Annotated in this window: 22 protein-coding genes; 4 read left to right on the top strand and 18 right to left on the bottom strand. The window is 61.4% G+C overall.

Going from position 1 to position 24,726, the window contains the following annotated elements:
* Positions 1–74: 74 nt before the first annotated feature.
* From NCR98_RS27910 to NCR98_RS27940, 7 genes are all read right to left on the bottom strand, one after another.
* Positions 75–842 carry an ABC transporter ATP-binding protein gene (locus NCR98_RS27910; protein ID WP_250469491.1) on the bottom strand — a complete coding sequence of 256 codons (768 nt, stop codon included), beginning with the start codon at positions 840–842 and terminating at the stop codon, positions 75–77.
* A 20-nt stretch (positions 843–862) separates the two neighbouring features.
* A complete protein-coding gene (locus tag NCR98_RS27915) occupies positions 863–1,654 on the bottom strand; it encodes an ABC transporter permease (protein ID WP_250527975.1) in 792 nt (263 codons plus the stop codon).
* A 9-nt stretch (positions 1,655–1,663) separates the two neighbouring features.
* The gene (locus tag NCR98_RS27920) at positions 1,664–2,494 is read right to left on the bottom strand and encodes an ABC transporter permease (protein WP_250468606.1); all 831 of its coding nucleotides are present in this window, start codon (positions 2,492–2,494) and stop codon (positions 1,664–1,666) included.
* 29 nt (positions 2,495–2,523) lie between these two features.
* Entirely contained in the window at positions 2,524–3,585 is a 1,062-nt protein-coding gene (locus NCR98_RS27925; protein WP_244830000.1) for an ABC transporter substrate-binding protein, read from the bottom strand.
* A 64-nt stretch (positions 3,586–3,649) separates the two neighbouring features.
* Positions 3,650–4,585 (bottom strand): TauD/TfdA dioxygenase family protein, encoded by a 936-nt coding sequence (locus tag NCR98_RS27930; protein ID WP_250510778.1) that lies wholly within the window; start codon positions 4,583–4,585, stop codon positions 3,650–3,652.
* 148 nt (positions 4,586–4,733) lie between these two features.
* Entirely contained in the window at positions 4,734–5,825 is a 1,092-nt protein-coding gene (locus NCR98_RS27935; RefSeq protein ID WP_250527976.1) for an NAD(P)H-dependent flavin oxidoreductase, read from the bottom strand.
* Between the two features lie 137 nt (positions 5,826–5,962).
* Positions 5,963–7,474 (bottom strand): CoA-acylating methylmalonate-semialdehyde dehydrogenase, encoded by a 1,512-nt coding sequence (locus NCR98_RS27940; protein WP_250527977.1) that lies wholly within the window; start codon positions 7,472–7,474, stop codon positions 5,963–5,965.
* A 108-nt stretch (positions 7,475–7,582) separates the two neighbouring features.
* Here NCR98_RS27940 and NCR98_RS27945 point away from each other — a divergent pair, with 108 nt between their 5' ends.
* Positions 7,583–8,524, top strand: a complete 942-nt coding sequence (locus tag NCR98_RS27945; protein WP_250527978.1) for a LysR family transcriptional regulator — start codon at positions 7,583–7,585, stop codon at positions 8,522–8,524.
* Between the two features lie 82 nt (positions 8,525–8,606).
* Here the strand turns inward: NCR98_RS27945 and NCR98_RS27950 are convergent, their stop codons facing one another.
* Positions 8,607–8,906: a DUF4148 domain-containing protein gene (locus tag NCR98_RS27950; RefSeq protein WP_244829995.1), complete on the bottom strand. Its 300-nt coding sequence runs from the start codon at positions 8,904–8,906 to the stop codon at positions 8,607–8,609.
* A gap of 280 nt (positions 8,907–9,186) precedes the next feature.
* Between NCR98_RS27950 and NCR98_RS27955 the strand changes: the two genes are divergently transcribed.
* A complete protein-coding gene (locus tag NCR98_RS27955) occupies positions 9,187–10,425 on the top strand; it encodes an NAD(P)/FAD-dependent oxidoreductase (RefSeq protein WP_250468615.1) in 1,239 nt (412 codons plus the stop codon).
* 45 nt (positions 10,426–10,470) lie between these two features.
* Here the strand turns inward: NCR98_RS27955 and NCR98_RS27960 are convergent, their stop codons facing one another.
* From NCR98_RS27960 to NCR98_RS27970, 3 genes are all read right to left on the bottom strand, one after another.
* Positions 10,471–11,367: a fructose bisphosphate aldolase gene (locus tag NCR98_RS27960; protein WP_244829993.1), complete on the bottom strand. Its 897-nt coding sequence runs from the start codon at positions 11,365–11,367 to the stop codon at positions 10,471–10,473.
* Between the two features lie 189 nt (positions 11,368–11,556).
* Entirely contained in the window at positions 11,557–11,973 is a 417-nt protein-coding gene (locus NCR98_RS27965) for a hypothetical protein (RefSeq protein WP_250468617.1), read from the bottom strand.
* Between the two features lie 198 nt (positions 11,974–12,171).
* Positions 12,172–13,041 (bottom strand): alpha/beta fold hydrolase, encoded by an 870-nt coding sequence (locus NCR98_RS27970; RefSeq protein ID WP_250527979.1) that lies wholly within the window; start codon positions 13,039–13,041, stop codon positions 12,172–12,174.
* Between the two features lie 106 nt (positions 13,042–13,147).
* On the opposite strand from NCR98_RS27970, the gene NCR98_RS27975 reads away from it, so the two are divergent.
* On the top strand, positions 13,148–13,999 hold the full coding sequence (locus tag NCR98_RS27975; RefSeq protein ID WP_250527980.1) for a LysR substrate-binding domain-containing protein: 852 nt from the start codon (positions 13,148–13,150) through the stop codon (positions 13,997–13,999).
* Here the strand turns inward: NCR98_RS27975 and NCR98_RS27980 are convergent.
* The 4 genes from NCR98_RS27980 to NCR98_RS27995 all read right to left on the bottom strand — a co-directional run bounded on the left by NCR98_RS27980 (position 13,977) and on the right by NCR98_RS27995 (position 16,960).
* Positions 13,977–15,038 carry a phytoene/squalene synthase family protein gene (locus NCR98_RS27980; RefSeq protein ID WP_250527981.1) on the bottom strand — a complete coding sequence of 354 codons (1,062 nt, stop codon included), beginning with the start codon at positions 15,036–15,038 and terminating at the stop codon, positions 13,977–13,979. The genes NCR98_RS27975 and NCR98_RS27980 overlap by 23 nt on opposite strands.
* A gap of 49 nt (positions 15,039–15,087) precedes the next feature.
* The gene (locus NCR98_RS27985; RefSeq protein WP_250527982.1) at positions 15,088–15,618 is read right to left on the bottom strand and encodes a septal ring lytic transglycosylase RlpA family protein; all 531 of its coding nucleotides are present in this window, start codon (positions 15,616–15,618) and stop codon (positions 15,088–15,090) included.
* A gap of 156 nt (positions 15,619–15,774) precedes the next feature.
* Positions 15,775–16,707, bottom strand: a complete 933-nt coding sequence (gene galU / locus NCR98_RS27990; protein WP_244829987.1) for a UTP--glucose-1-phosphate uridylyltransferase GalU — start codon at positions 16,705–16,707, stop codon at positions 15,775–15,777.
* A gap of 100 nt (positions 16,708–16,807) precedes the next feature.
* Positions 16,808–16,960 (bottom strand): hypothetical protein, encoded by a 153-nt coding sequence (locus NCR98_RS27995; RefSeq protein ID WP_244829986.1) that lies wholly within the window; start codon positions 16,958–16,960, stop codon positions 16,808–16,810.
* A gap of 217 nt (positions 16,961–17,177) precedes the next feature.
* On the opposite strand from NCR98_RS27995, the gene NCR98_RS28000 reads away from it, so the two are divergent.
* Complete coding sequence (locus tag NCR98_RS28000) at positions 17,178–18,314, top strand: acyltransferase family protein (RefSeq protein WP_250528110.1); 1,137 nt, start codon at positions 17,178–17,180, stop codon at positions 18,312–18,314.
* 57 nt (positions 18,315–18,371) lie between these two features.
* Here NCR98_RS28000 and NCR98_RS28005 read toward each other — a convergent pair whose 3' ends face one another.
* From NCR98_RS28005 to NCR98_RS28015, 3 genes are read right to left on the bottom strand one after another with little or no spacing between them, the layout of a single operon-like run.
* Positions 18,372–20,810, bottom strand: a complete 2,439-nt coding sequence (locus NCR98_RS28005) for a glycosyltransferase family 4 protein (RefSeq protein ID WP_502799818.1) — start codon at positions 20,808–20,810, stop codon at positions 18,372–18,374.
* Positions 20,811–20,833: 23 nt separating this feature from the next.
* Positions 20,834–22,345 carry an oligosaccharide flippase family protein gene (locus NCR98_RS28010; protein WP_250527984.1) on the bottom strand — a complete coding sequence of 504 codons (1,512 nt, stop codon included), beginning with the start codon at positions 22,343–22,345 and terminating at the stop codon, positions 20,834–20,836.
* A gap of 15 nt (positions 22,346–22,360) precedes the next feature.
* Entirely contained in the window at positions 22,361–24,556 is a 2,196-nt protein-coding gene (locus NCR98_RS28015) for an NHL repeat-containing protein (protein ID WP_502799816.1), read from the bottom strand.
* Between the last annotated feature and the right edge of the window lie 170 nt (positions 24,557–24,726).

Genomic DNA, 24,726 nt, shown 5'->3' on the forward strand with positions numbered 1-24,726 from the left:
GACTGGCCGTCGAATCCGTTCGATTTTTATTTCACGGCGATGGCGATGGCGACGAGCGCTGTCTGGCAGTACTTCTACGCTTCGTGAAAGAACCCTTCGAGAATACCGTCCCTGAGCGCGACGACATCGAGACTGCCGCGCTTGCGCGGACGCGGCAGGTCGACATCGACGATTTCGCCGATACGTCCCGGACGCGCTTCCATCACTACGATGCGATCCGAGAGCAGCACCGCCTCCTCGACGTCATGCGTGACGAGGACCATCGTGATGCGCTCCTGCGCCCAGATGCGTTGCAGTTCGTCCTGGAGCCGTGCGCGCGTGAGCGCATCGAGTGCGCCGAACGGTTCATCGAGCAAGAGCAAACGCGGCCGGTTGACGAGCCCTCGCGCAATGGCGACACGCTGCGCCATGCCGCCCGAGAGCTGATGCGGATACTGTCCCTCGCACCCCTCGAGGCCGACGAGCGCCACATGCTCGGCTACCGCACGCGCTTTCTCGTGCTTGCTCAAAGGCGCGTTGCGCAAGGCCACCGCGACGTTCTGTTCGACGTTCAGCCATGGAAACAGACGATGATCTTGAAACACGATGCCGCGCGAAAGATCCGTCGAGACCACGCGCTCGCCACCGAATTCGATCTCGCCTTCGTACGACGCATCGAGGCCTGCGATCAACCGCAAGAGCGTCGACTTCCCGCAACCGCTCGCCCCGACGATACTCACGAACTCGCCGCTTCGGATCGAGAGGTCGATACGATCCAGCACGGGCGCACCTGCATCGCCTTCATAACGCTTGCTCACCCGCCGCAGCGCGAGGCCGCTCGTGTCCGTTGCCATCGTTGGTATCGCTGCCATCGTCATTCTCCTCAAGCCGCGCGCGCTTCGCTGAACCAGCGCCGCTGCACCGCACGCGCGAGCGCGTTGAGCGCCCACCCCGTTATTCCCACGACGATCACGCCAAATACGACGAGATCCATCCGAAACTGTTCGCTGCCATCCACGAGCGTATTGCCGATCCCGCTTCCCGCGACGAGCAGATACTCCGCGCCGAGCGTCGCGAGCCACGAATAGATGAGCGCGAGATAGATGCCCGTGAAGATCGAAGGCAGCGCGGCCGGCAGCACCACGAACGCGAGCGTCTGCAACTTGCCGTAGCGATATGCGCGCGCCACTTCGAGAAAACGCGGCGGCACGGCGCGGATGCCGTCGCTCGTATGCATCACGACCGGAACCAGCGCGGCGAGCGACAGGAACACGACCTTCGCGACATCGCCGAGACCGAACCACACGGAGATGAGCGGAATCCACGCGAACAGCGACACTTGCTTGAAAGTGTTGAAGCTCGGCGCAATGGCGCGATTCGCGAGCTTCGACACACCCAGCAACGCGCCGAGCGCGAGCCCGAGCGAAGTGCCGATCGCAAAGCCCGTCAACTCCCGCGCAAGCGACGCCGACAACGCACGCGCCAGCGCGCCGCTACGCAACTGTTCCCACGCGACATGCAGCACTTGCGCGGGCGACACCATCATGCCGTGGGCGGGCTTGGCATCGCGCGATACGAGCCACCATATCGCCAGCGCCGCGAGCGGCAGCACGAAGCCGCGCCAGCGCCTCGGCAAGGCGACACGCGGGACTGCTTCGAGTTCTATCGATGACATCGTCCGCTCCTAGACCGCGCCGCGCTGCAACTTGCGCTCGAGCGCGGTCAACAAGCGATCGGCGACATAGCCGACCGCGCCCACGATCAAGACCGAAGCCAGCACCAGATCGAGCTGAAAGAGCTGACGTCCGTACACGATCAGATAGCCGAGCCCTTCCGACGATGCCACGAGTTCCACGACCACGAGCGTCAGCCATGCTTTGGTGAAGGCGAGGCGAATGCCCGTGCCGATCATCGGCACCGACGAGGGCAAGACCACACGCAAAATGGTTTGCCAGCGCGTATAGCGATACACCGCCGCGACCTCACGCAACTCGGGCGGCGTGCTGCGAAAGCCCTGCAAGGTGCTCAGGGTCACCGGCACGAGCGCGGCATGACCGATGAGCAGATACTTCAACGGCTCACCGATGCCCACCACGATCATCAGAAACGGCAGCCAGCCGAGCACGGGCACCTGCACGATCGCGTTGAAGCTCGGCAGCACATACGCCTCGACCGTGCGCGACAGGCCGAGCACGCCGCCTAGCAGAATGCCGAGCACCACGCCGCCGCCAAAGCCGACAGCCGCGCGCGACATGCTCGCGCCCAAGTGCATCCATAGTTCGCCGCTCTTGATGAGCGCGGTAAGGGTATCGAAGACCAGCGAGGGCGGCGGCAGAACCTGCGCGGAGATCCATCCAAAACGCGAGCCTATAACCCATAGCAACGCGCAGGCGAGCGGCAGAAGCCACGGCAATACGGCCCAGCCAAGCGAACGCGCCGTGCCGCCGGATGCGCGCGCGACCGAAGCGTTGCGGCGTGCCGCCGGCACCAGCACACGCGAGAGAGCATTCGCCATCGGAAGTTCTCCGTTGAGAAAGAAGCGGGTCAGGCGACCGGCTTGCCCGACGCATCGAAGCGCGGCCAGTAGCTTTCGAGCTTGAGCGACTTGAGCGCCTGATCGAGATACTTCGGCTCGAACCAGCCGTTCACGCTGACAGGTTGGCGAATGAGGTTCAGCCGCAAGGCGTCATCGGCGACGGACTGATAGCGTGCCTGCACAAATGGATCGATGAGCGGCGAATTGCGGTCCTTCAAAGGCTGATTCGCATACTCCGATGCCCACGACTCCGACGGCACGCCGCTCTTCGACCACAACGTGAAGAGCGCATTGCGATTGCCTTCGTCGGACGACCATTGCGCGGCCTGCACCACCGAAGTCACGACCTTTTGCACCACGTCGGGATGCGCGCTTTCGAAGTCGTCGAGTACGAGCAGATGCGCTTGCCGCGTCAGTTGCATGCCGCCATCGCGCGACGCATAAACGATCTTCGCGAGACCCTGGCGTTGCAACTTGAAAAGCGAGTAGTCGAGAAACACGGCATCGACGCCCTTCGACGCAAGCGCTGCCTGCGCCGCGGCCGTATCGAGATTGATGACGCGCAGATCGCGTTCGGTCAGGCCGTTTTCCTTGAGCACGTTATCCGCGACGAGCTGCAGATTCGTGCCCCGAAAAATCGCCACGCGCTTGCCCTTGAGGTCTTTCACCGACTTGATGTCGGAGTCCGGCGGCACCGCGACATACACGCCCGCGCGCACATTCGATTCGAGCAGCAAGTGCGTCTTCAGGCCGTTCGCGCGTCCGAGCACGGCGGGCAAGTCACCCTGATACGCGAAGTCGATCTGCTTGTTGGCGAGCGCCTCGTTCACGGCCGGACCCGCGCCCTTGAAGAAGATCCACTCGACCTTGATGTGATCGCCCTGCAATGCATCCTCGACACGATGCTGCAATTGCGCGGTGGCGGCAGGCGAGCCGCCGAACGTGGGCGGGTCGCCCGCGCCCTGCTGCGCGACGCCGATGCGCACCGTTTCCGGCGCCGCGGCGTGCGAGATGGAAACGAATGCGGCGCACAAAAGAGCGCCCGCGAAGCGCGCGAATCTCGTTGTCATCTTGTCCTTCGGCGTTATTCGATGATCGACTGGCGATGACCCGCGTCATCGCCAGTGAGGGCATTCAGGCGCGTGCTTCGCGCTTGACGGTGCGGCTCTTTCTGCCGTCGATGGAAACGGGCACGTCGCCGTGAACGGTCGCGCGACGCACGACGCGGTGGTCATCGCCGTAATCCGCCACCGCGTAGTGCTGCGTCGCGCGGTTGTCCCAGATCGCGACATCGCCTTGGGTCCAGCGCCAGCGCACCGTGTTCTCGAGGCGCTGAATGTGATCGTGGAAGATTTCGAGCAGTCGGTCCGAATCGCGCTGCGACAGCCCGACGAAGCGCTGCACGAAGTGACCCAGCACGAGCGTGCGTTCACCCGTTTCCGGATGCACGCGCACCACGGGATGTTCCGTCTCGTAGAGCGTGGAGGTGAACTGCTTGCGGTACTCGCGCTCCGTCTCGGTGTCGGGCGCGTTGCGCGTGGCTGCGTAGTCGTAGGCGTTCGAATGCAACGCCCAGAGGTTGTCGGCGAGATCGCGCAAGGGCTGCGGCAGGTTGCTGTAGGCGGCGGCGGTGTTGCCCCACACGGTATCGCCGCCGGCGGGCGGGATCACCACGCCGCGCAGGATGGAAATCTTCGGATAGGCATCGACGAAAGTGACATCCGTATGCCATGAATTGGCGCGCGTGCCGTGCTTCGAATCGAGTTCAAGCAGACGGCTCGTGCCTTCCTTCGAAGGCACCGTGGGATGCGCCACGGTGTCGCCAAAACGCGCGGCGAACGCTTCCTGCGAAGCGTCGTCCAGATGCGACTGGCCGCGAAAGAACAGCACCTTGTGCTTGAGCAGCGCGTCGTTGATGCGAGTGATGGCGGTATCGTCGAGATCGCCTGAGAGCGTCACGCCGCGCACTTCGGCGCCAATGCGGCCGCCTATGGGACGGACCTGGAAAGGCTCCTGCGTGGCGGCGGGCTGACGGACGGAATCGTGGTCGAGCGTAGCGGAATCGGACATCGGTTGCTCCGTTGGTTTCGGATATCGTGGGCAAGCCGCGAAAGAACGCGACCGAAACATTGAAGCATCGACTGCCCATCCGACCAACGAAGCGTTTCGACTAAGCTTTACAGCGCCGAGGTGATGACGCCTTGCTCGAATCCGCTATTCAACGCGAATAACGCTGTAAGGATTCGATCGTTTCATCGAGTTCCGCTTCGAGCCGCGCCATCAATTCCGCGGCGGACATTTCGCGCGCGAGTGCGGCCGCCTGCCCGCCCCATTGCGCGCCATAGCCGAACTCGCCTCGTGCCTTGGCCGCCGCATGCAGCGCCTTGCCCGCGTCGTAAGTCACGGGATACGCGGGGTTGTTCGGTGCGTTTGCCTCGCGCCCGAGTTCCGTGAACTTGTTGACGAGACTGCGCGCCGGGCGGCCCGATATGGCGGCGGTAAGCGTGGTGCGATTCGCGGCATCGCTCAGAAGCGCGCGACGATATCCAGCATCGATTGCGGACTCGGTGGTCGGAACGAAAGCCGTGCCAAGCTGCGCCGCCTGCGCGCCGAGCGCGAGCGCGGCGGCGATTCCCGCGCCATCCATGATGCCGCCCGCCGCGATCACCGGTACGTCGAACTTGCGCACGAGCAAACGCGTGAGCGCGAAGGTGCCAAGATAATCGTCGTCGGCTTCGCCGTCGAAGATACCGCGATGCCCGCCTGCTTCGATGCCTTGCGCGACGATCGCATCGATACCCGCTTTTGCGATTTGCTCCGCTTCACTCACATTAGTTGCAGATGCAATCAGTTTGATGCCCGCGTTACGGAGGGCATCGATATAGTCCTTCGAAGGCAGGCCGAAGTGAAAGCTCACGATAGCCGGCTTTTCTTCGACGAAGACCTTGAGCATGGCTTCATCGACGACAAAGCTCGTGTAGATTTCGCTGAGCCGCGCGGGCGGCGTGGCGCCGTATCGCGCGAAGACGGGCGCGAGCCATTCGATCCACGTGCTTTCCAGAGCGGCGTCGGCTTTAGCCGGGCTATGACAGAACACGTTGACGTTGAACGGCTTGTCGGTCAGCGCGCGCGTCTCGCGAATGACCTTGCGCGCCGCTTCGGCGTTCATCGCGCCCACGCCGAGCGACCCCAGTCCGCCCGCATTCGATACCGCCGCCGCGAGAGCAGGCGTCGTGACACCGGCCATCGGCGCTTGAATGATGGGCTTGTTGATGCCGAGTAACGGCAATAAAGCGTTGCTCCTGCTCATGACCATGTCCTCTCGATAGTGGCCTCGAGCTTCTCGACGATGAAACCGCACGCAAGGCTGCAAGGCCAGATGACAAATCGCCCGCTCCTTCCTGCACGGAAGCCAAGCGGGCGACGACTACCTGTGCTGCGTATGCCTTACTTCGCGGTCGGCATCACGAATTCCGCGCCCTTTTCCGTGCTTTCCGGCCAGCGTTGCATGATGGACTTTTGCTTCGTATAGAAGCGCACGCCTTCTTCGCCATAAGCGTGCATGTCGCCGAAGAGACTGCGCTTCCAGCCGCCGAAGCCATGCCATGCCATCGGAACGGGAATGGGTACGTTGATGCCGACCATGCCCACTTCGATGCGTCGGCCGAACTCGCGCGCAACGTGACCATCGCGCGTGTAGCAGGCGACGCCGTTGCCGAACTCGTGCGCATTGACGAGTTCCACGGCTTCGCCGAAGTCCTTCACGCGCACGCATGAAAGCACCGGCCCGAAGATTTCTTCCTTGTAGATGCGCATGTTCGGCGTCACATGGTCGAACAGCGTGCCGCCCGTGAAGAAGCCGTCTTCGTGACCGGGAACCTTGTGGCCGCGTCCATCGACGACGAGTTTCGCGCCTTCATCCACGCCCAGCGCGATATAACCTTCGATACGTTCCAGCGCGGCGCGCGTGACGATCGGCCCCATTTCGGCATCCAGCTCCATGCCGTTCTTGATGATGAGCTGCTGCGCACGTTCGGCGAGGCGCGGCACGATCTTGTCCGCCACGTCGCCCACCAGCACCGCGACCGATACCGCCATGCAGCGCTCGCCCGCCGAACCATAGCCCGCGCCGATGAGCGCATCGATAGCCTGATCGAGATCGGCATCCGGCATCACGACCATGTGATTCTTCGCGCCGCCGAGCGCCTGCACACGCTTGCCGTGCTTCGCGCCGGTCTCGTAGATATAGTTGGCGATAGGCGTCGAACCGACAAAGCTGATCGCGCGCACATCGGGATGTTCGAGCAATGCATCGACCACGACCTTGTCGCCTTGCACCACGTTGAAAATGCCGTCCGGCAGACCCGCTTCCTTCAGCAGATTAGCCATGAAAAGCGACGCGGACGGATCGCGCTCGCTCGGCTTCAGGATGAACGCGTTGCCGCTTGCAATGGCCACGGGGAACATCCAGCACGGCACCATGCAAGGGAAGTTGAACGGCGTGATGCCCGCGACGACGCCGAGCGGCTGACGCGTCGTCCAGTTATCCATGCCGGTGGAGACTTGTTCGGTGTAATCGCCCTTCAGCAATTGCGGAATGCCGCAGGCGAATTCGATCACGTCGATACCGCGCGACACTTCGCCTTGCGCGTCGGTAAAGACCTTGCCGTGCTCGGCGGTGATGATCGCCGCGAGTTCATCGCGACGCAGGTTCATGAGTTCGAGGAACTTCAGCATGACGCGCGCGCGCCGAATGGGCGGCGTATCGCGCCATGCGGGGAACGCGGCTTTCGCGCTCTCGACGGCGGCATCGACATCGGCGACTTCGCCGAGCACGAGCTTGCGCGGACGCTCGCCCGTCGCGGGATTGAAAATGGGCTGCGAGCGGGCGCCCGAGCCATTCACGCGTTCGCCATGAATGAAGTGAACCACGTCGGCGGTGTCGTTATACGCTTGCATTTCGTCTCCTGTCCAGAAGTGTCAATGCCAAGAGTGTAGGACGGAATCGTGCGCCGCGAACGCGTTATGATTGAACTCATTGTTCATAACGGCAAACAATCCCCGCGCATGGACGCACAAAAAGTCGAAGGGCTCTGGACGCATCTGCATTGGCTCACGGTGCTCGCCGAGCAGGGCAGCTACACGGCGGCGGCGGCGCGGCTCAACGTGAGCAAAGCCGCAATGAGTCAGCGTATCGCCGAACTGGAGCGCGCGGCAGGCGTGCCGCTCGTCACGCGCACCACGCGCAGCGTGCGCTTCACGGAGGCAGGACGGCGCCTCGTCGACGATACACGCACGCAGTACGAGCATATCGCCGCGAGCTTTTCGAGCGTGAGGGAAATGGCGGGCGTGGCGCGCGGCTTGATCCGCGTCACCGCGCCAATGGCGTTCGCGCGTCAGCAATTGGTGCCGCGTTTAGCGGGCTTTCTGCATGCGCATCCGGAAGTGCGGGTGCAACTGGAAGCATCGGACAGGTTGAGTTCCATTGCGACGGAGGGCTTCGATCTCGCCATCCGGCACAGCGCGCAAGCGCCGGAAACGCATGTCGCGTGGAAGTTGTGCGATACCCATTCGGTGATCGTGGCGACACATGCATATCTCAAACGGCGCGGCATGCCCGCAACGCCCGCCGATCTCGCGGTGCACGACTGCCTGTTTTATCCGCGCGCGCAGACATCGGGCGTGTGGTCGTTCGTGCGTAAGGGCGCGCGCAAGACGGCGGCCGGGCCTCATACGCTTGCGGTCAACGGGCCATTCTCCGCGAACAATAGCGAAGTGCTGCGCGATGCCGCGCTCGACGATCTGGGTATCGCGCTGTTGCCCGACTTCAGCGCGCAAGCCGCGGTGCAGGCGGGAAAGCTTGTGGTGTTGCTGCCGGACTGGCGCTGCGTGGACACATTCGCCGATCAGCTTTATGTCGTGCGTCCTTATGCGCCTCATGTGCCGCGTGCGGTCGCGCTTTTCATCGGCTATTTGCGCGAGACCTTTGCGGGCGGCTTTCCGCTTTAGCGTTTTCATTAGCGCTTGCTCTAGCCAAAGAAAAAGCGCCCGCAATTGCGAGCGCTTTCTTTATAACGAGACTACCTGTTGCTTAGTGATGCGCAAACGTCGGGAACACGTCGGCTTGCACCGCACGCGAGCCGGCTTGCGCCGAGCCTTCAGTCGCACCGCCAAACGAGTTGCCTTGACCCGCAACGCGCGCTTCAGCAGCTTGAATGTCCGACGGATAGTGCGAGTCGCTCACGAAGCCGGGGTTATAACCGGCCTTTTCCAACTGAACGATCTGTTCGCGAACTTCAGCGCGCGTAAGCGGTTGGTTCGATTGTGCGAAAGAAGCAACCGGTGCGGCGAAAGCGATGGCAACTGCTGCGATTCCAATGAGCTTGTTCATGATTGATACCCTCCAGCTTAGGTTTTTGGGGCTGTCGCTCACTTGGCATTTGCTCGTGTGCGACCGTTGAAGAGAGTTTAGTGAGTGCTTCGCTAAGGGTAAATACTTAATCCACGAAATCAGTTTTGGTGAAATCGCGACTAATCCAGGCCTGAAAACTCCAGTTCTTTAGCATCGACGGGAAATTGCTTAGCGCATCGCCTATAAAGTAAGCAGGACGTTGTCCACGACACATCATGCCAAATGGATCGAACGTTCGGTTTGCAAAGGAGGCAATGCCTTGAAGCGAATCGTGGTCGTTGGGGCGGGTTTTGCCGGACTATGGAGCGCGCTCGCCGCCGCGCGCAAACTCGATGAATTGCAGCAACCAGCGGATCAGGCCGAAGTGGTCGTCCTCAATCCGCAGCCTTATCACAGCGTGCGCGTGCGCAACTACGAGCAACCGCTCGATCCCACGCTCGTGCCGCTCGACGGCGTGTTCGGTCCGACCGGCGTGCGCTTCGTCCAGGCGACCGCGCACACGGTCGATAGCGCGAATCGGCGCGTCATGTTCACGCGGGAAGACGGAGAAGGTTCGCTGGAATACGACCGGCTCATTCTCGCGGTAGGCAGCGAACTGGTACGCCCGGAAATTCCCGGGCTGGATCGCCACTCGTTCGACGTCGATACCTATGCGGGCGCCTGCAAGCTCCAGGCGCATCTGTCCACCTTGCCCGCATTGCCCGACTCGCCCGGACGCTATACGGCTGTCGTGATCGGCGCAGGCCTCACGGGAATCGAACTCGCGGCGGAATTGCCCGGCCGCCTGCGTGAGATCGTGGGCGAAGCGGATCGCGACAAGGTGCGCGTGGTGCTCGCGGATCGGTCGCCGAAAATCGCGCAATCGATGGGCGGCGCGCAAAGCGTCGTCGTTCAGGCCATGACCTCGCTCGACGTCGAGCTTAGGCCAGGCGTATCGCTGGAAGAACTCGACGGACACGGCGCTTCGCTTTCGGACGGCGTCAATGCCGATTACATCCAGGCATGCACCGTGGTCTGGTGCGGCGGCATGCGCGCCAACGCATTAGCGAGCCAGCTTCCCGTCGGACTCGATTCCATGGGCCGCGTGCCCGTCGATGCCTATCTCCGCGTCACGGGCGTTCCCGGCGTATTTGCGGCGGGCGATTGCGCACGCGTGCTGATCGACGGCAAACGGCCTTCGGTCATGTCGTGTCAGCATGGCCGGCCGATGGGCCGCTACGCCGGCAATAACGCCGTCTGCGATTTATACGGAGAAGAGATGCTGCCGTTGCAGATCGACTGGTACACGACGGTCTGCGACCTGGGCCCGTGGGGCGCGGTCTATACGGAGGGATGGGAACGCAAGCTGGTGTCGGAAGGCGAGGCCGCCAAGGCGACCAAGCGCACGATCAACGGGGAGCGGATCTATCCGCCGAGGAGCGGCTGCCGCGAAGAGTTGTTCCGGGCTGCCGCGCCTATCGTGCAGACGCCGCCATCGACGACACGCGCCGATTCATGATCGTGGCGATGAGGGCAGACAGCACGCCTCATCGCCACTGAAGCGTCAAACCTTGTCGACCGATGCTTCGTAGATCTCGTCGATGGACTCGCCGAGCGTCGCGTTGAACTCTTCGTCGCTCATCGACTTCTTCAGTTCGTTGATAAGCGCGCGCGAGAAGCTCGCGATCATGCCGTGGTTCTTCGCCAGACGCTGGCATGCGTCGGTGCGCGTATAGCCGCCCGAAAGCGCCACCACGCGCACGACACGCGGATGCTCGATCAGCGGCGCGTAGAAGTCCACTTCATCGGGGATGGTCAGCTTAATCATCACCTGACTGGATTCCGGCAGCGCGTCGAGACCTTTCAGCAATTCGTCGCGCAGAATCTTTTCCGCACCCTTCTTGTCCGTGCTCTTGATGGACACTTCGGGTTCGAGAATGGGCACGAGACCGTGTCCGATGATCTGATTGCCCACTTCGAATTGCTGCTTCACGACTGCGGCGATGCCCTTTTCGTTCGCGTCCTTGATGACCGAACGCATCTTCGTGCCGAAGATGCCGAGCTTGACGGCGCGTTCCAGCAGCGCGTCGAGGCCGGGGTTCGGCTTCATGACCTGAACGCCGTCGGCTTCCGCTTCGAGGCCCTTGTCGACCTTGAGGAACGGCACCACGCCACGGTCTTCCCACAGGAACGCAGGCACGGACTTGCCATTTGCCTGACCGTCCATGGTGGCTTCGAAGAGAATGGCGCCAATGACCTTTTCTCCCGTGAATGACGGCGCGGTGATGATGCGCACGCGCATTTCATGCATCAGCTTGAACATCTCGGCGTCGCCGTTGTAGGCGTCTTCTGCAATGCCGTACTGCTTGAGCGCGCCCGGCGTCGAACCGCCGCTTTGATCCAAGGCGGCGATAAAACCTTGCTTCTCCGCCATTTGCGACAGCATCTTTTCGTTAGCCACGAACATTTCCCTCCTCAAAGTTCAAACACCGGAACGCGCGCGAGCACGGCCCGGGCTTCTGGTTCCACTACGGTAAGTGTAATGGTTTTGAGGCGCGACTTGACTGTGCATATCCGCCATTTCCCCTGCCACACACTCAAATCGAGGAGAGAAAGGGCGACGCGGCAGGGCTTTTGCGGCTCGATCTGCTCAAGGCGCAGCGGAGTTGAAGTCCCCGGCGTTCACGGGTTCGACCGCGCGTGCGCTTCGCCCGAGCATGAATGCAGCGCGGCGCAGGAACGATGGCGCGCCTTGCGCCGCCATGATTTCGAGGGTGGGTAATTCGGGCGTTTCTAAAACCGGCTGAGATTGCGCCTGTATTTTTTCAGGCGCTGGCGCTTTGACGTTCAAGAGCGCTTCACGCGCATTTGCGCAATGCACGTTGAGCAAGCGACGCATTTCCGGATTTTCGATGAGTGCTTGCGCCGTCGCGAGACCGCGCTCGAATTGCAGCGCATAAGCGATATCGGCGAAATTCTCGTATTGACCGCTATCGGCCAGTTCGAACGCCAATTGCTGGGTGCGCTGGCGCTTCCATACTTCGAGATCGTCTTGGCCCGTACTCACATTGGCCTCTTCTTGGCGATGAGGTGGCAATGATGTTAGCCCGAGACCCGCGCGTTTGCGTTGTCCCGCCACAACAAGCAGACAAAAAGTCGGACGATAAAAGCTTGCCTTCCATTACTTCCTTAGCAATGGCCAAAGATATTCTTAAGCGTGACTTTCGAGCGAACGAGCGTTCTTGCTAAAGAATCGCTAAGGAAATTACCAGGCACCGGCAAACGCCTGTACAGCACGATTGAATGCGGCCGGGCTTGCCACGTTCATTCCGTGCGATGCCCCGGCAATAGTTTGCCGATCCGCGAATTCAATCCATTCCGCCAGCTTGTCGACGTTATTGCGGAACATGCGCGGGCTCTTTTGTCCGTCTATCAGCAAAGTGCGGCACTTGATATCGCGCGCGGCGTCGCGGGTATAAGCGGGCAAGGGATCGCGAAGTTGCTTCGGCACCGTAAGCGCGTTGTCTATCGCCATCCGTCGAAAAGCCGGCGTGCTCTTTTGCCAGGAGCCCGGCATGCTGACCGAGTCGACGAACAGTTCCAGCCCCGGCTCGATTTCGCCCATTTCGATGAGTTCCGCCACGCGCGTGCGCAACGCGTTGGTCGCGGGCGGCAAGCTGGCGGCCGCAGGCTGCGGCGAAACCTGGAGCGGTCCGCCCGGGTCCGCGAGCGTGAGCGTCTTCACGAGACGCGGATATTCCCTTGCGAGATGAAACGCGACGCACCCGCCGCGCGAATGCCCGACCAGATGCACGGGTGCGATGTCGAGCGCCTCGATGAATTCCGCCATCTCCGCGACATGCGCTTCCCAGCTGAATTCGCCCTGCACGAAGGCATCGACGGCGGGCCAGTAGTGGCTGAGACTCGGCGCGATGCAACGAAACTGCCTGGCAAGCGGCAGAATCTGCGCGCTCCAGTAGCGGTAATCGCAGAGCGAACCATGCACGAACAGGAGCGGCTCGCCTTCGCCGCAATCCACGTAAGGCACGGAAATGCCGGACGCGGTCGTCGCGAAAGACGCTTCGGGCAAGGCTTGCAAGGCGGACAGTACGGCGGGATCGGTACGGGCGTTCATTGGTTCGCTCCTTTCCCGCACTATGCCGTCCGCCAATTTAAAAGAAAATCGCATAATATTGATAACATCGTTCAGATTTTCTGATACCAAGTCGTCATACACAGGCATGAAAGCACTCGACCTCGATGTCCTTTCCATGATCGTCGCCGTCGCGGACACGGGCAGCATCAGCCGCGCGGCGGAACTCGTGCATCGCTCGCAATCGGCCGTCAGCATGCAGATCAAGACGCTCGAGACCGCGCTTGGCAAGGCGCTATTCGTGCGCAAACCGCGCAGCGTGACGCCCACGCAAGACGGCGAAGTGTTACTGACCTACGCGCGCCGCATGCTCGCCTTGCGCGATGAAGCATGGGCCGCCGTCGTGCGGCCGGACGTGACGGGGCGCGTGGTGATCGGCGTACCGGACGACTACGCGTCGTCGCTGTTTCCGCCCATCCTCAAGAAGTTTTCGGCGACCTTTCCCAAGGTCGAGATTCAGGTGGTCGGCTTGCCGAGCGTGGCGCTTGCGCCGATGCTGAAAGACGGCTCGGTCGATCTGGTCTGCGCCACGCGCGTGAAAGGTCTGAGCGGCGAATTCCTGCGTCACGAGCCGATGGTCTGGGCCGCCGCGCCCGGGGCCACGGAAATCTGGCGCGAACGTCCCTTGCCCATTGCCGTGTTCCTGCCGGGCAGCGTGGCGCGCGAGAACGCCATACGCAGCCTGGAACGCGCGCGTATCGGCTATCGCACGTCGTACGAGAGCCCGAGTCTGCTCGGTCTTCTGACGATGGCCGAAGCCGGTCTTGCCGTCACGCCGCTTGCCAAGTGCGCTGTCCCCGCGCATTTCACGCTACTCGGTCAGGCGCAAGGGCTGCCGGAAATCGCCGCGCTCGAAGTGGTGCTGGCGCGCAGCGCGGCATCCAAACGGCCGCCTTGCGACTTCCTGGCCGAACGCATCATGGCCGAGCTGCGCCGTTGAGTGCGGCTTGGATGTCGCTGATCCTGCGTTCGGCCCACACCTTCAGAAGCCCATTCGATGCAACCAGCGGCATCGACGCCGCCATGATGCGATAGACATCGTTGCGGCGCACCTTGGTAATGCGCTCCGACGCGAGCCATGCGTCGTTACGCGCCAGCAGCACCAGCGTTTCCAGCCCGATCATGATCGGCCACAGGCACGCGAGCCGTAGCCGAATGGCGCTCGATGGAATCGCCATCGTGTAGGCCAGCGCGTCGCCATAGAGCGCGATGGTGGTTTGCAACAGCTCGTCCTGCACGGGACGCGCTTTATCGGATGCATCGGGCGCGAGCAGTTCTCGTGGCGCGATGCCATGACGCGCCAGCATCGACGAAGGCAGATAGCAACGCCCGATACGCAGATCGCGCGCGCAATCGCGCAGCACGTTGGTCATCTGCAGCGCCTTGCCGAAGCGCACGCCGCGCGCAAGCATGACATCCGGCGCGGCCTTGAGCGTGCCCGGCATATGCGCGTAGGTCATCTTCGTCCAGAACTCGCCCACGCAGCCCGCGACGAGATAGGTGTAGCGGTCCAGTTCGTCGAATTCACCGAGCGCCGCGATCTCGCCCGAGGTTTCATCCGGGAACGTGCGCAGATCGAACTCCATGCCCGTTGTGAGCGTGGTCACGATATCGCGCACGGCATCGCGGTCGGCCTTGCTCAATTGCGGCAGGATGGCAAGCGCTCCGCCGAGCGATTCGAGCAGCGCGCGTTCATCCGCTTGCGCTTGCTGGCCCGCTACTTCGCCGGCTATGCGGGCCAGCGCGCCATCGTCCGGTGCGCCGTTGACTTGCGCGCGCAACGACAGCAGCAATTCCAGACGAAGTTGCGGCGCGATGAGCGACGTATCCGCGATGGTATCGGCGGCGCGCGCAAGCAGATACGCCAGCGCGACGGGGTCGCGCATGCCCGCCGGAAGAATCCGCAGCGTCAGATAGAACGAGCGCGAAACGCTCTTGAGAAGCGGGCCGAGGAGGACTGCCCGGGTCGATTGATTCATGAGTGGGATCAGAGAGCGCTCAAGCAGGCGAGAGCGCATTGTATCCGGCTCAACGGTGCCGCTTGTGCCTTCGCCTCTTTGCGCGATGATGCACGGGAATGGCGACGGCATCATGCGCCGATACACGCTCGATCACCACTTGCGCCGTGCCCGCGTGTTGCAGGCCGAGCAATACCGCCGCCGCAAACGAAAGATCGATCACGCGGCCCTTCTGGTAGGGGCCGCGGTCGTTGATGCGCACGACGACCGACCGCGTCTTCGCGGCATTGCTGACGCGCACGTAAGTGCCGAGCGGCAGCGTGAGATGCGCGGCCGTGAGCGCGTTCATGTCGTAAGCCTCGCCGCTCGCGGTGGGGCGGCCTTGGAAAGCGTCGGCGTAATAGCTGGCCATGCCGATCTGGAAGGCATATGCCTTCTTGGCGTGCACATGCTTCGTGTGCGACACGGCCTTGTGTAAAGCATGATGCTTGCGTGCTGGCTTGACTGGCCGATGTGAAGTCCATCCGCACAGCAACACGCAAGCGCCGATGGACACGATCCAGGCCAATAGCCGGCGCGCATGAAATGCGCGGACCTGCATGGGCGATCTACTCCATGAGTTACCGATTCGTGGATCGGATCGCCCTTAACGCCCTCTGCTTTTTAGCGTTGACCTGCCTTCCTTGGATATGACGCTTCTTTACAGGACTACGTTTGCCTTACGATGATCATGATTCGTCATTCGAACTATTTCCAATCACAGCGAATCCTGTAGCGATTCCGCATGCGTCATCGGTTCGTCCTTTGTTTGCGGCATGAGCGCCCATACCGCCGCACGCAGATACGCCTCAAAGTCTCCGCGCACTTCAGGATGTTGCAAGGCCAGTTGTACCGTCGCCTTGAGATACCCGAGCTTGCTGCCGCAGTCGAAACGCGTGCCGTAGTAGCGATACGCCAGCACCTGTTCGACCGCGAGCAAGGAGCCGATAGCATCGGTTAGCTGAATCTCGCCGCCCGCGTTGGGCTTCGTCTTGCGCAGATGATCGAAGATGCTCGGCATCAGCACGTAACGCCCGACCACGCCGAGATTGGAAGGCGCAAGCGCGGGCTGCGGCTTCTCGACGACACCCGACAACTTGATGACGTCCTCTTCCCATTCGCGGCCTTCGATCACTCCATACGATGCGCTTTCCTCGCGCGCGATGCGTTCCACACCGATCACCGAGCTGTGATAGTGGTCGAATACATCGACGAGTTGCTTCATGACAGGCTCGGCGCCGTGCAGCAGATCGTCGGCCAGAATGACGGCGAATGGTTCACCGCCGACGAGCCGTTCCGCGCATAGCACCGCATGACCCAAGCCCAGCGCGGCCGGCTGGCGCACGTAGAAACAATCCACGTTGGCGGGCTTGATGCTGCGTACCGCATCGAGCAGAACCGCCTTGTTGCGCGCTTCCAGTTCCGCTTCGAGCTCATATGATTTGTCGAAGTGATCCTCGATTGCGCGCTTGCCCCGACCCGTGACGAAGATCATCTCCGTCATGCCCGCAGCAATGGCTTCTTCCACCGCGTATTGAATGAGCGGCTTATCGACCACTGGCAGCATTTCCTTCGGACTCGCCTTGGTGGCTGGCAAAAAACGTGTGCCGAGACCTGCGACTGGAAATACGGCCTTGGTCACTTTAAGCATGACTGCTCCTCCAGATCGAAACCGGAAATTGATGTTGTCCCCGCGCTGTTTTTCTTGTGAATTCGCCCGCACTTGCGGCAGGCTTTTGGCGTTGCGCGCGTTACTCCGCTTCCTCCATCTGCGATGCCTGCGCATTGTTGGAGCCCTTCTTGCGGAAGGGATCGAGAGGGTCGTTGCGCAACGCGTCGCGGTACGCAGACGCCGCCACGAGTACCAGCAGCACGGCTATGCCGGCGACTGCATGCATATCCATGATCGACACCCATTCGCCTGTAGATGAGGGCTCACCGTAGCAGAAAAAAATCGATAAATAATTCGCCCGCTTTAAGCCGTTACGCTGCCTGTTTTCTTAAGAAATGCGCCGAATTTTTTGCTTAGGCACGGATTTCTTGCTGCTCTAACATGGGCCGATCCCTTCGGCTCCTTAAGGTTTAGCGATGAGCGACTCCCCGGCCTTCGACGAAAGCGACATGGCGCTGCGCACTTCCGCGCGCAATTCGAACGCTATCGCCGACGATAAAGACGTCGCGATCAACGCATGGCGTGGTGTCGCCGCGTTGCTGGTCGCGTACTTTCATTGCAGGCAGGTTACGTGGGTCGGCATGCAGCAGTTTCATCGCGCCTCGCCCGCGTTCGACCTCAACGCGGTCGTCAGTTACCTCACGTTCCCTGTCGCCTGGGGATCGGCCGGTGTGCCGATTTTCTTCATCATCAGCGGCTATTGCATTCATCGCGCGATGGCGCGGCGCCTGAATGCCGACCCGCGCGCGCCGTTCGACGGCTTGAATTTTCTGCTACGGCGCTTCGTGCGGATCTATCCGGTTCTGATTGCCGCGCTGGTACTGACGTTCGTGCTGGATTCGCTTAGCGTCGGCTTTGATCCGGTCAGCCGCAAGATCAATCCCTTCGATCTTCATGCTTTCCTCGTCAATCTCTTTTCCTTGCAGGGAATCGCGGGCAAGACGTTCGGCTCCAATGGCGCCTTATGGACGCTCTCCGTCGAGGTGCAGTTCTACCTCGTATATCCGCTCGTGATTGCATTGCGGAGGCGAATCGGAATGCCGGCGGTCGTCGGCCTTGTCGCTGTCGTCAACATCGTGTCGGCGCTCGTCTTCGAGCGCCAGCAGATCGTGATCTTCACGTCCTACTGGCTTTCATGGATGCTTGGAGCATGGATCGCCGAAGCGAAAGCGCGCAACGTGCGCTCACCGAGGCGCTCGGGAGTCGTGGCGGGTGGCATCGCGCTATGCGGATGCGCTGCCTTCGGGCTTGCGCAATATCTGGCGTTTCAGCTTTGGGCGCTGGCCTTTGCCGTTTATTTGTTTGGCGCGCTAGATCGGCCCATGCGTGAAGGCGGCCCAGTGCGCGTGTTTTCCGTGCTCGGCGAGTTCAGCTTCTCGCTTTACGTCGTGCATCTGCCCATTTTCGTGCTGCTTGGGTCCGTGCTTTTTCATTCGGTCTTGCAAACGGGCATCTGGGCCTCGTTTGCTTTTACCGCCATTGCAGTTGTGGTTGCCGCAGCGTTCTATGCGCTTGTCGAGCGACCCGCCATGGCCTGGGCCGCAAGATTGAAACCTGCGAAGACACGCGTTCGCATTGCGCGTTGATAAAGCGCCAATAAAAAAAGCCGCCTCGAAAGGCGGCTTAATCGAAGTTCGAGTACCTCAGCTACGCTCGCGCTTCTTCGCCTTCGCCGCCACGTCTCCAAGGATTCTCTCGACGCTCTCGACATATCGCTCGGTCCCGAATCTTTTCGTTGCGTGTACGAAGCCGCTTTCGGTCAGACGGTCGCGAAGCGGTGAATCGTCCTTGAGGCGATCCAGTATGCGCGCCAGTTCGGCGGCATCGCCGGGAGCGCAGAGCAGGCCGTTCTCGCCATCGTCGACGATATCCGTCACGCCGCCCGCACGCGTCGCAACAACGGGCCGTTTCGACAACATGCCTTCGATGATCACGCGGCCAAACGGCTCCGGCATGATCGACGTATGCGTGACCACATCGACCGCTTTCATGCACGCGGCAATGTCATCCTGAAAGCCGAGAAAATGCACGCGGTCCGCAAGCCCGTGTTCGAGTACGAAAGCACGCAGCTCGGCCTCGTACTCGTGTTCTCCAAAAAGCGCCGCGCCAACCAGAACGGCATGCATGTCCGTGCATTCGCGCAACGCTTCGAGCAGTACATGCTGACCCTTCCAGCGTGCAAGACGGCTAAAGCATCCGACGAGAAACGCATCTTGCGGCAAGCCGAACCGTGCTCGCAACTCATGCTGCGCCACCGTTTCGATGCTAGTGAAAGGCTCCGCCGATATGCCGTTGAACACGACATCGAGCCGCTCCTCGCGCAAACGCGTGAGCGCCGTGACCGCGGCCGCCGATGCCGTCGAATTGGCGATGACATGCTCGAGCATGAGCTTGGTGCACCACTTGATGATGGAAAGCTGCGTGCGCCCGAAGTGGTCCTCGCTCACGATATCGCGCAGATGCCACACCACGGGGCGCCGCGAGATCAGGCCGGCGATGGCGCCGATCACCATCGCGCGCTGCGTGTTGACGTAGATGACATCGGCATTGCGCGACTTTTCGAGCGTGCCGCGCAGGAGCTTGACGACGCCGCCCACCACGCCCGCGCCGGGACGCGTCATGCCGTCCTTGCGAACATTGCCGAGCGCTTTGCCGTCGAGCACGTCTACCTTGATGCCCACCGCTTCCAGCGCAATGCGAAACGGACCATCGTCGAAGAGAACCGTCTGCACGTCGCCACGCATGTTCTTCACCACTTCGAGCATGGAGAGTTCCGCGCCGCCGAGCGAGCCGCTTTGATCCACGGCAAGCACGCGCAAATCGCTCTTTTCTTCGACCTGAACCTCTGGCTCTGCCGGCAGCGGAGGAAGAACGAAGCGCGGCGCCACGCGTGCGACATGCGCATGGAACTGTTCCCTGAAACGCGCGTTGGAAAAGCGCTCTGCGTTCTTGCGACAGTCGGCTGGCTTGAACGTCACCGTGCCGTCTTCGAAGGCCTCGACAGCATCCACGATGGCGTCCGCCGACTGCTCTTGAAAGAACATGCCCGTGGGCTCGGCCTCCGACGCATCGCGCACGGTTTCCAATGCGCCGCCCTTGCCGTAGGCAATCACTGGCGTGCCGCACGCTTGCGCTTCGACCACCGAGATGCCGAAGTCTTCTTCCGCCGCGAAGACGAACGCTTTCGCGCGGCGCATCTTTTCGTGCAGCACGGAGAACGGCTGATACCCCATGATGCGCACGTTGGGCGTAGCCTTCGCACGGATCTTCGCCATGTCCGGGCCCTCGCCGATCACGACGAGCTTGCGCTCAGGCATCTGCGCGAACGCCTCGACGATCAGATCGATCTTCTTATACGGCACCATGCGCGACGCCGTTAAATAAAAATCGTCCTTTTCCTCGCACACGTTGAACGCGGCGACATCGACAGGAGGAAAGATCACTTGCGACGAACGCCGATAAACCTTGTGGATTCGCCGCGCAATGAAAGCCGAATTAGCGATGAAATGATTCACCGAATTCGAGGTACGTATGTCCCAGCTGCGCATGTAATGCAGCGCCATGCGTGCGATCAGCGACTTCATGCCCGCAGTGAGATTCGACTGCTTGAGATACTGATGTTGCAGGTCCCATGCGTAGCGTATGGGCGAATGCACGTAACTGACGTGCACCTGATCGGGTCCTGTCAACACACCCTTCGCTACCGCATGGCTGCTCGACAGAATGAGGTCGTAGCCGGACACGTCAAGCTGTTCTATCGCGAGCGGCATGAGCGGCAAATATGCGCGATAGCGCTTCTTCGCGAATGGCAGCTTCTGGATGAACGAGGTCTTCGCCTGCTTGCCGCGCAAGAACCCTCTGTCTTCGAGGAAGTCGACGACGCTAAAAATATCCGCGTCCGGAAAGCACGCGATCATCTGTTCCAGCACACGCTCCGCGCCAGCGTAGGTCACGAGCCAGTCATGCACGATAGCGATACGCGGTACACCGTTCGCACGCGCGATACTGCGCTCGCGACGCGGCACCGGCGTCATGGCTGGCGCCGGCTCGTGCAGGAAATGACGCGCTTTCGCGGTCCCCATGAACGCGTCTTCGATATTTGTTTTCATGCGTCACTCCTCGCCTTCAACGGTAAATGATTGCGTCTTCCAAAACGCGCGCCGGCCTTGCGTAGCACTGCAAGCAAAAGCGCACGCAAGGCCGGCCGCGTCACCACGGACCATCCCGCATCGACGAGTGCGAGCAAGGCGGCAGCGGATATTGCATAGAGCGGATGCGCCATGGCATCGATCAGATAGCCAAGCACCAGCCCCGCGAGCAGAAACGCGAGATGGGCAAGCATGTCGAGCGCAATTGGGGTAGCGCGCACACGGGTCAGCCACAACAGCACCGCGTAGTCCGCAAGCGCTCGCAGGGCAACCACGCTTGCGGCGCCAACCGGCCCGTATCGTTGAATGCCGAACCATAGGAGCGCCACGAAGAACGGCAACTGGAAAAGTCCTGCACGTGCAGCCGAAGCGGGGTTGATCTGCGACTGAATGAGGATGCGCGTGACGCTCGCCTGACCGACGAGCCATACGCCGATCACGAGAATGCGGCCTACCGGTGCGCTTGCGATGGCGAGATCAGCGCCGATCCACACATGCAGGAACGGTTCGAGCACGAGCATCGCGAAGATCGCAAGCGGCGTAAATACGCCATTGAGGAATTCGAGCGATGTCGCGGCCATCTTGCCGGCGTCGCTGCGATCGATCGATGAAAGGCGCGGAAACAGCGTGCGCACCATCGCGTTGGGCAGCATGTTGAGACGCGTGACGAGGTTCTGCGGCACCGTGTAATACGTGACGAAACGCGCGCCGAGATGCGCGCCGAGCAGAACGCGATCGAGCGAATCGGTGAGCATGGAGGTCATCGTTGAGACCAGCATCCAGCCGCCGAAGCGAAAGAGCCCGCCCATAACGGCACGCTTCGGCCAATCGATGCGGCGTATCGCCAGCAGCTTCAGACTCGCTCTTCCAAGCAGAATGGCCGCAAGCAATCTCGCGACGACCGCGGCAGCTAGCACCGTTTGCAGATTGGCCGCGATGAACCACGCAGCACCGAGCGGCAGCAACTGGAACAGGAAAGTGCCGAAGGTCTGATTGGCGTTATAGATGCCGAAGCGTTCCATCGCGTTGATCGCGCCAGCAAAAACCCACGACACATTGGCAATGGGAATGGCGAGCGCGAGAAACGGCAACGCGCGATAAACCTCATGCTGCAAGGCCGGTGCGGAGTGCGCCACATACGCCGTATAGAGAAACGCGCCGAAGTAGATGGCGAGGCCGCCTGCCACGCCCGTCGCGAAGTTGAGCCACACCGCGCTCCAGAAGACCTGCGCGCGCTGTGCCATATCCCCGGCCGCATGCGCTTTCGCTATCTGATGTTGCGCGGCCATGCTCATGCCGAGATCGAGAATCCCGAAGTAGCCGATCAGCGTCCATACGAGACTGATCACGCCATAACGCTCCACGCCTACGAGGTGGATATAGGCAGGTACCGTTGCAAGCGATACGAATGTCGGCAGGATCAACCCGACGAAGTTGATGCCGACGTTCCTGACCATGCTCTTTTCCATCGGTTCCTCGCGACTTCATGTGCCGGGTTTCCAGCGGTACATCATCACCTTGCCTCGTGCGTCTTCCTCGACGAACACCAGGTACTCGCCATCGCCGCGCTTATAGGCGCTCACGCCATTGGGTACGTCCACCCAGCCCGACGCATGACCGACTTCCGCCCCCGGCTTGATTACGCCTACCTCTTTGCCGGAGTCCTTGTCGAACACGTGCACGTCGCCAACAGGCTCGACCGCGAACACGTATTGCCCTTCGACGGTCACACCAATCACGGTCGATAGCGGCTTCTTCTGCGTATCCCACGGCAAGTCGATTGCATAGCGTTGATGCGGGCCGTCGGACCATTGGTCGTAGCGCACGAGGCGCTTGCCGACCTCTTTCCAATAGCGCTTGTCGTAAGGCGCGTCCGCTGTATAACCGGTGACATAGAGCGTGTCGCTTGCCGCGTCGTAGATCGCGCGGCGCAATTCGGTGAACGGCGCGGGAACGGGGTACGTCTTGATGTTTTCGTAGTCGTAGACAGGATTGCCTTGCTTGTCGAGGCCGCCATAGCGCAGGCGATAAATGCCCTTCACGTCGCTCGTGCGCCAGATGTCGCCTTTGATATCGACCCACCAGCCCCAGCCGCCCGTCATGCGCGCAGTGCCCGGATTGCGCTTGAATTCGCTTTCGTCGAAGCGGCCGTTGCCATTGCTATCGCGCCAAATCCACTCGCCGCCTTCGGGGCGGTTCGGCACGTTCTGCACGGGGCGTGGTCTTCCCGCGATAAAGCCCGATGGAATCGCCAGCTCGCCGTCATGCTTCGCATCGAAGCGATAGATCTTCATGTGATCCGCATACATGTCGGTCAGATACAGGAACGTGCGGCCATCGAGTTTTCTTGCGATAGGCATGCCCGGCCATTGATCGACGTGGAACACCGGATCGTCGGGATACTTGAAGCGGCCCGACAGAAAGCCCGCGTATTTCCAGTCCTGTCCCGCAGGCTTTGACAGATCCAGCTCGAACCGCTTGTTGCCGGTAAAGACGCTATTGGGGCGGCCCGGATCGATCCACGCGCCATCGACGAAAAGAAGCCCTTGCGTCTGCCAACGCAACGCGCCATTGGCGGCATAGCTTTCCAGCGTCGCGCCAAGACCGGCGCCCGTCGAACCCGTGCGTGGCCCTATTCCGTTCGTCGACACATAGACGTTGCCAGCGGCGTCGACACCCACGCCTGTCAGGCCATTGAAGCGACGCGGGCCCGGCGTTCCCGCAACGCCGGAGAAGATGCCGCCGCGCTCGCCCAACGCGCCAGCTTCGAGATAAGCATTCGCCTTGCGCAAAAAGAACAACACTTGCTGACGCGGCCCGTTATCGGCTACAAGCAGACGCCCTTCTCTGTCGATGGCGATATCCACCGCGCTGCTATCGGCATTCAAGCGCGGCGCATCGTCCAATAACGCGCCCGATGCGGCGTAATGCGCGATGCGCGGATGATCGTCGTTGCTCTCCACGATCGCCCATAAGGAACCATCCGCCGACAGCGCGATTTTCCCCGGCTGCGGCGCGCTCCATTGCGCTTCTTTTTGCATCGACTGCGCGTCATAGACTTCGATGCGATTCAGCGCGGTGTTCGCCACATAAAGCCTTGTTTCGCTTGCAGCAAGACCGCTTACGTCCTGTCGTGCGTCGTTCGACTCGTTGATCGTGAGGAAGCTGCGCGCCAGCGTGGCGCGCGGGTCCTTTTCGTCCAATGCACTCGCACCGAAAGGCACGGGACGCTTGACGTCGTTGATATCGCGACGCGATACGCCCCACCACTGCTTGCCCGCAGGCGGCCACACGCCTTGCTTGACGAGCCGGCCTTGTTCGTTACCTACGCCGACGGCGACAAATACATAGCGCGAATTCACTGCAACGGCATTGCCGCCGGAAGCGCCCCATCCATGCGTGCCGCCGGCGTAACTCGACATGCGGCCATCGCGATACACGCTCGCTTCCGCGCCGCTTTCGTCCCACGGCGCATTGGTGAACACGCGGCCATCGGGCGCAACGGCAATCGCCGTGATGTTGATCTGCGTCCATGTGCCATCGCCAAAGCCCGACGTATTGCCTATCCACGATGTCTTTGCATCGAGCACGGGCGGCGTCGCGAATGCGCCACTCGCCACGCACGCGAGCGGCAAACAGATCAGCCTGCAAACGGAAGTGAAGAACGAATTACGCCGCAACGGGGCCTCCGATAAAACTGCGTGCACGCCGGGTGCGCTCGATGCATCGGGACGTCGTCTGGTCGCATCAACGAGAAGAGTCGCGGTCCGACGCTTTGCAGGTTAGAGGCCAAATAAAGCTAAAAAAACGAAAAATATTCGTCTGCTAAATGGCATTCGCATGGCTTAAG

Origin of the sequence: Caballeronia sp. GAWG2-1 (genome assembly GCF_023631405.1) — a bacterium.
Lineage (GTDB): Bacteria > Pseudomonadota > Gammaproteobacteria > Burkholderiales > Burkholderiaceae > Caballeronia.

Excerpts from the sequence above, each read along its gene's own strand:
- NCR98_RS27935 (WP_250527976.1), bottom strand. The coding sequence starts at position 5,825 with ATGAGCAGGAGCAACGCTTTATTGCCGTTACTCGGCATCAACAAGCCC.
- NCR98_RS27950 (WP_244829995.1), bottom strand. The coding sequence starts at position 8,906 with ATGAACAAGCTCATTGGAATCGCAGCAGTTGCCATCGCTTTCGCCGCA.
- NCR98_RS27940 (WP_250527977.1), bottom strand. The coding sequence starts at position 7,474 with ATGCAAGCGTATAACGACACCGCCGACGTGGTTCACTTCATTCATGGC.
- galU (WP_244829987.1), bottom strand. The coding sequence starts at position 16,707 with ATGCTTAAAGTGACCAAGGCCGTATTTCCAGTCGCAGGTCTCGGCACA.
- NCR98_RS27980 (WP_250527981.1), bottom strand. The coding sequence starts at position 15,038 with ATGAATCAATCGACCCGGGCAGTCCTCCTCGGCCCGCTTCTCAAGAGC.
- NCR98_RS27985 (WP_250527982.1), bottom strand. The coding sequence starts at position 15,618 with ATGCAGGTCCGCGCATTTCATGCGCGCCGGCTATTGGCCTGGATCGTG.
- NCR98_RS27945 (WP_250527978.1), top strand. The coding sequence starts at position 7,583 with ATGGACGCACAAAAAGTCGAAGGGCTCTGGACGCATCTGCATTGGCTC.
- NCR98_RS27995 (WP_244829986.1), bottom strand. The coding sequence starts at position 16,960 with ATGGATATGCATGCAGTCGCCGGCATAGCCGTGCTGCTGGTACTCGTG.
- NCR98_RS27925 (WP_244830000.1), bottom strand. The coding sequence starts at position 3,585 with ATGACAACGAGATTCGCGCGCTTCGCGGGCGCTCTTTTGTGCGCCGCA.
- NCR98_RS28010 (WP_250527984.1), bottom strand. The coding sequence starts at position 22,345 with ATGGAAAAGAGCATGGTCAGGAACGTCGGCATCAACTTCGTCGGGTTG.
- NCR98_RS27930 (WP_250510778.1), bottom strand. The coding sequence starts at position 4,585 with ATGTCCGATTCCGCTACGCTCGACCACGATTCCGTCCGTCAGCCCGCC.
- NCR98_RS27915 (WP_250527975.1), bottom strand. The coding sequence starts at position 1,654 with ATGTCATCGATAGAACTCGAAGCAGTCCCGCGTGTCGCCTTGCCGAGG.
- NCR98_RS27975 (WP_250527980.1), top strand. The coding sequence starts at position 13,148 with ATGAAAGCACTCGACCTCGATGTCCTTTCCATGATCGTCGCCGTCGCG.
- NCR98_RS27970 (WP_250527979.1), bottom strand. The coding sequence starts at position 13,041 with ATGAACGCCCGTACCGATCCCGCCGTACTGTCCGCCTTGCAAGCCTTG.
- NCR98_RS28005 (WP_502799818.1), bottom strand. The coding sequence starts at position 20,810 with ATGGGGACCGCGAAAGCGCGTCATTTCCTGCACGAGCCGGCGCCAGCC.
- NCR98_RS27920 (WP_250468606.1), bottom strand. The coding sequence starts at position 2,494 with ATGGCGAATGCTCTCTCGCGTGTGCTGGTGCCGGCGGCACGCCGCAAC.
- NCR98_RS28000 (WP_250528110.1), top strand. The coding sequence starts at position 17,178 with ATGGCGCTGCGCACTTCCGCGCGCAATTCGAACGCTATCGCCGACGAT.